At 70.1% G+C, this 6,081-nt stretch carries 3 protein-coding genes; 1 reads left to right on the top strand and 2 read right to left on the bottom strand.

Going from position 1 to position 6,081, the window contains the following annotated elements:
* Positions 1–43: 43 nt before the first annotated feature.
* Complete coding sequence (locus ACFFNX_RS39220; protein WP_378211224.1) at positions 44–1,660, bottom strand: beta-N-acetylhexosaminidase; 1,617 nt, start codon at positions 1,658–1,660, stop codon at positions 44–46.
* Positions 1,661–1,778: 118 nt separating this feature from the next.
* Positions 1,779–3,659, bottom strand: a complete 1,881-nt coding sequence (locus ACFFNX_RS39215; RefSeq protein WP_378211223.1) for an alpha-L-fucosidase — start codon at positions 3,657–3,659, stop codon at positions 1,779–1,781.
* A gap of 346 nt (positions 3,660–4,005) precedes the next feature.
* Here ACFFNX_RS39215 and ACFFNX_RS39210 point away from each other — a divergent pair, with 346 nt between their 5' ends.
* On the top strand, positions 4,006–5,928 hold the full coding sequence (locus ACFFNX_RS39210) for a beta-galactosidase (protein WP_378211221.1): 1,923 nt from the start codon (positions 4,006–4,008) through the stop codon (positions 5,926–5,928).
* The last annotated feature ends 153 nt before the right edge of the window (positions 5,929–6,081 follow it).

Here is a 6,081-nt window from a genome sequence, read left to right as displayed (position 1 = left end):
GCCGGCGCCCCCGGGCCGGGGACGGCCGGCGCCGCCGCCCCGGTCACCGCGTCGCGCTCTGCCCGTCCCAGGAGATCTCCGGAGAACGGTAGAAGTTGACGCCCATGACCGTCCAGCGTGGCCCCTGGGCGGCGAGGCGGGTCCGGTACTCGTCCCACGAACGGCCCGTCCGCGGCGACCAGCCGATCTCGGCGATGCCGGGGAGGCGGGGGAAGGCCATGTACTCGACCTCATGGATGTTGGTGAGGGTCTCGCTCCAGATCGGCGCCTCGACGCCGCGGATGTTCTGTTCGGTGACGCCGGTGAACAGCGTCGCCGGGTCCCACTGGTAGGACTTCTGCACGCTGACGTATCCGGCCCAGTGCAGGCCGTAGGGGGAGTTCGCGTCGTACTGCATGTCCAGGTACGCGTGGTTCGCCGGTGAGGTGATCAGCTGGACGCCCTTCTGTACGGCCGCCGTGGCCAGCGGGTCGGCGGCCGGTGTGTTGCCGTCGAGGATGCTCCAGTTCTGGGCCAGCGTGGCCGGGCTGCCCTGCACGTCCGCCTGGGCGATCTCGTTCCAGCCGATGATGTTCTTACCGTGGGCGTGCACGATCGGCTGGAGCCGGTCGAGGAACGTGACGTAGTCCGCGAGCGGTGTGCTGTGCGCCTCGTCGCCGCCGACGTGTATGTACGAGCCGGGGGTCAGCCTCGCGAGCTCGCCGATCACGTCGTCGAAGAACTTGTAGGTGAGGTCCTTGTCCACGCACACCGAGCTGAAGCCCACGTTCGTGCCGGTGTAGAGCGGCGGCGCCTTGCCGTCGCAGTTCAGGTCGGCGTACGAGGCGAGGGCCGCGTTGGTGTGGCTGGGGCTGTCGATCTCCGGCACGATGGTGATGAAGTGCTGCGCCGCGTACCGCACGATGTCGGTGTACTGCTTCTGGGTGTAGTAGCCGCCCGGGCCGCCGCCGACCTCCGTGCTGCCGCCGTACGTCGCGAGCCGTGGCCACGACTTGATCGCGATCCGCCAGCCCTGGTCGTCGCTGAGGTGCAGGTGCAGGACGTTGATCTTGTACATCGAGATCTCGTCGATGTACCGCTTCGTCTCCTCGACGGTGAAGAAGTGCCGTGAGACGTCGAGCATCGCGCCACGCCAGGCGAACCGTGGGTGGTCGCTGATGCTGACGCCGGGGACGGTCCACGGTCCCTGCTGCGTGCGGCGGCTCTCCACCTTGGCCGGCAGCAGCTGGCGTAGCGTCTGCACGCCGTGGAACAGCCCGGCCGCCGTCGGTGCCGCCAGCCGGACGCCGCCACGGGACACGTTCAGCTCGTATCCCTCGGTGCCGAGCTGCGGCAGGGCGGCCAGCCGCAGCGAGATGGCGTCGTGGTCGCCGACCACGTGTCCCACCACGGGCCCCACCACGGGCAGCGGGTACCCGGTCGAGGGGCGCGCCAGTCCGGCCAAGGACGCCGCCACACGGGCGACGTCGGCCGATCTCGACCCGACGACGATCTTGGTGTGCCGGGTCAGCGTGAACGACTGCCCGGGGACCGTGGTCATGGACACCGGCGCCGGGATGATCCGCGGGACGGCCGTCGCGGGATCGGCCTGCGCGGACGGTGTCACGGCGAGGCCCGTGACGAGTGAGCCGGCGAGGACCCCCGCGGCCGCGATCCGCATACCGGGACGGGCGGCCCGGCGGCGGGTGAACCTCCACCGCACCGCTCTCTTGCTACCACTCAACATGTCATGCCTTTCTTCGGCGGGTGACGGGACGAGGCCCGGCGGGCCTGGCGCCTCAGGACGGGGGCGCGGTGAGATGGAGACCGAGGGAGGTCACGTACGGGACCGCCCGCGACCGTTCGACGCGGACGCGGAGGCGGCTCGTGGTGACCGGGGCCGTGAGGGTGAGGATGCGGCTGTAGCCGATGGTGGTCGCGGCGGTGAGCCGCCGCCACGCGGAGCCGTCCCAGGCGTCGACCGCGAACCGCTCGACGTGCTGGCCCCGCGTGATGTCCTCACCGAGCCGGATCTGGTCGAAGGTGCGGGGCCGGCGAAGGTCCACGGTGAAGCCTCCGGTCGAGGCGCCCCGCGGCGGCGACCAGGACGTGCCGAGGCGGTCGTCGGTCAGGGCACGGGTCAGCCCGGCGGGGCGCGCTCCGGCCAGCAGGTTCCGGCCGTAGGTCTGCCGGACGGCGTCGCCGAAGGAGGTGAGCGAGGCCAGGTCCTCGTCCGCGATCCGGCCGTCGGGGCCCGGCGGAACGTTCAAGAGCAGGACGGCGTTGCGCCCGACCGACGACTGGTACAGGTCCACGAGCTGCCGCGGTGTCTTGGGCCGCTGGCCGGGGTGGAAGAACCAGCCGGGCCGCAGCGAGACGTCGGCCTCGGCCGGATCCCACTGGATGTAGCGGACCCGCGGGTCGAGGAGTCTGTCGCGCGACCCGATGTCGGCCGCCTCCGGGCCGTCCGGGAGGAGCCATTCGTTGTGGTAGCTCATGGGATCCGCGGTGTCGGGAGTGACGCTCCACTCGCTCTGGCGGGCGACGCCGCTTTCGTTGCCGACCCAGCGGATACCCTGCGGGCCGCCGAAGACGACGGTCGACGGAGAAAGCGTATTGATCAGCTTGAACCACGCGGTGAAATCGTATTTCTCGCTGATTCCCGCATCGGACCATGGATTGGCGCCGTCAAGCCAGAATTCGTCGATATGACCGTACTGGGTGAACACCTCATAAAGCTGGTTCAGGTAATAGGCATTGTAGTCGTCGGTGGTCACCGTGAACGACGGCAGCCGCCCGGTGGAGACGGCCTTCGCCCGGTCGTCGTTCGGGACGAGCGTCGGGATCGTGCGCCGTTCGACGGCGCTGCCGTCGCCGTACCTCCCCATGCCGCCGGGGGCACGGTCCCGGTCGTCATAGGTCGCCTGCTCCTCGATGCTCAGGGGCCGTCCCGCGTCGTGCTCGGCGATGATCTTTTGGACCCAGTCCGAGTGCCAGGCGTGTGGCAGTTCCGCGCCGTCGGCCGGAGAGAGATAGACGCCCACCTTCAGCCCGGCGGCGCGTGCGGCGCGGACGTAGCCGCCGAGCAGATCGCCGCCCGAATTCTCACATCCAGCGCTCCTGACCTGCCAGAACGCCGACGCGTCGGTATCCCGTTCGGCGGCGGCACGGGCGCGGGCGGCCTTGGCGGCGTCGGCGTCCGGGCAACCGTCCGTGCGCACCCACCACGGACTCGCGATGACCGAGTGATCGCTGTAGCGGGTCGGGTAGAGCACGAACCCGTCGTGATGCTTGATGGTGAGCATGACCTCCTTCGCGCCGGCCGCCCTGTAGGCGCGCATCCATTGGTCGACGTCGGCCCGCGGCGGGTCGAAGGTGGCCTCGTTCTCGGCGCCGGAGCCCCATTCGCGATCGGTGAACGTGTCCATGCCGAAATGGGTGAAAGCGGCGATCCCGTTACGCTGCCAGGCGACCTGCCCCGGCCGCGGATTGATATGCGCGGCCTTGTCGATGATTCGCGCCGCATCGTCGCACGAGTCGATTCTCATGACGGAGGACGGCCGTATCGGGCCGGTGCAACGGAAGTCGGCGGCCTGAGCGGGCGCCGCGATGAACGGCGGTACCGCCAGCGCGACGGCGGCCATCGGCGCCACGGCGTGTGCCCTTTTGAGGTTCGTCATTCCCTCGCTCTCCATTAGCCGGAACGGCCCGGATCGTGTTCTCGATCTCCGTTTAAGTCAACCCTCTACGGCCGATAAGGGGCCGACCACTTTCGGCCTTGGACCGTGCGCCGGCCCCGGACCGCCGGGGGCGCGAGGCTCGCCGGCGCGGGCCCGGGACCGGCCCGGTGGGCCCCGGACCTGCCCGAGCGCGGATGGCGCCGGACCGCCGATGCGCGGGACCGGGGCCGCCGGATTGCGTGTACGTGCTCGATTAAGGCCGAAATCGCGCATGGACAATCAACCGACCCCGTACTAGCTTCCAAGGCGGCCGCACCTGCCCGAGGCGTCACCAGGGAGGCAGAACGTGGAAAGACGTCACTTCCTGCAGGTCGGTACGCTGAGCGCCCTCAGTGCGATGGCGGTGACCGGCAACGCGGCCGCTGCGGCGGCGAGTGCGACGAAGGGGCACACGTTCGGCTTCGCCGACGACGGCAGTGAGTTTCTCCTCGACGGACGGCCGTTCCAGATCCGCAGCGGCGAGATGCATCCGGCGCGCATCCCCGTCCAGTACTGGCGTCATCGGATCCGGATGGCCAAGGCCATGGGCATGAACACCATCGCCCTGTACGTCATGTGGAACTACATCGAGGAACGCCCCGGCGTCTTCGACTTCCACACCGGCCGCCGCGACGTGGCGGCGTTCGTCCGGCTCTGCCAGGCCGAGGGCATGTGGGTGCTGCTGCGCCCCGGCCCGTACGTGTGCGGCGAGTGGGACCTCGGCGGCATCCCGCCCTACCTGCTGCGACACCCGGACATCCGGCTGCGCGTCAAGACCGCCGACGACCCGCGCTACATGGCGGCCGTGACGCGGTACATCGGGCGGCTCGCCCCACGGATCAGGCCGCTGCTCGTCGCGCACGGCGGGCCCATCCTGATGGTCCAGATCGAGAACGAGTACGGCTCCTACGGCGACGACGCGGAGTACCTCGCCGAGCTGCGGCGGCTGTGGATCGCGGGCGGCGTGGACGGGCCCTTCTACACCGAGGACGGGCTCTCGCAGCTCCAGCGCAACCACACGAACGTGCCCGGTGGCGCGATCGCGCTGAGCGGCGGTGACGCGTCGTCGATCGCGGCGGCGCGTGCGGCGTACCCGGCCGTGCCGGCCATGGCGGGCGAGGTCTATCCGGGCTGGCTGACCCACTGGGGCGACAGTGCGTTCCAGGGCGCCGACTCCGACGTCTCCGCCACGATCAGGGACTGCATGGACGGCGGCCTGTCCTTCAACCTCTACATGATCCACGGCGGCACCAGCTTCGGCTTCTTCGCCGGGGCCAACGCCGACGACGCCTCCGGCCACTACCAGCCGGACATCACCAGCTACGACTACGAGGCGCCGATCAGCGAGCAGGGCGTGGCGACGCCGCGGTACATGACCTACCGCGACCTGATCGGGCGTTACCTGCCGACGCCTCTGCCGGCGGTGCCGGCGCCGATCCCCACGATCGGCGGAACGACGGCCGAGCCGGCGCCGTACGCCTCCGTCTGGGACAACCTGCCGGACGCGCTGCCCGCGGACCGGACGGTCGACCCGCGGCCCTTCGAGATGTACGGCCAGAACTCCGGGTTCGTCCTCTACCGCAGGAGGCTCGACGGCTACTCCGGGGGCACGCTCGACATCCGGTGGGTGCACGACTACGCCACGGTCTTCCTCGACGACACCTACGCGGGCGGCTTCTCCCGGCCGTTGGTCCCCGACGCCGTCGCGGACGCCCGGCACGTGACGAACGGCAACGCGCCTCTCCCGCTGCCGCCGGCCGACCAGGTCGGTGACCATCCGCGGCTGGACATCCTTGTGGAGGGCATGGGCCGCACCAACTACGGCCATGCCCTGGTCGACCGCAAGGGGATTCTGGAATCGGTCGCGTTGCGCGACGGCGGCGCCCTGACCGGGGATCTCACCGGCTGGGAGGTGTTCCTCCTGCCGATGGACGACCGGTTCGCCGCGACCCTGAGGCCCGGTGTGGGGATCCCGTCGCGGCCCGGCATCTTCTTCCGGGCGACCGTGCACCTGCGGTCGACCGGAGACACCTATCTCGACATGTCGCGCTGGAGCAAGGGCGTGGTCTGGGTCAACGGCCACAATCTCGGCAGGTACTGGGAGATCGGCCCGCAACGGCGGCTGTACTGCCCGGCGCCGTGGCTCAGGCGCGGGCGCAACGAGATCCTCGTCTTCGACCTGCACCAGACCGAGACCGCGCCGATCACCTTCGAGCGCACCCTGCACTGACGAGCCCTGCACTGACCACCGGGCGCGGCCGCCGGGATCCGGCGTCCGCGCCCGTGCCGAGGTGGATGGGCGACGGTCCTAGTACTACATAGCTAGATCTGGATCGTCTGGAGGTGTAGCCGTCGTCGGAAGTGGTGTCTGCGTGCTGTGGCT

It is taken from the genome of Actinoallomurus acaciae (genome assembly GCF_042429965.1).
Classification (GTDB): Bacteria; Actinomycetota; Actinomycetes; order Streptosporangiales; family Streptosporangiaceae; genus Actinoallomurus; species Actinoallomurus acaciae.
This window is presented reverse-complemented; position numbering and strand designations above follow the sequence as displayed.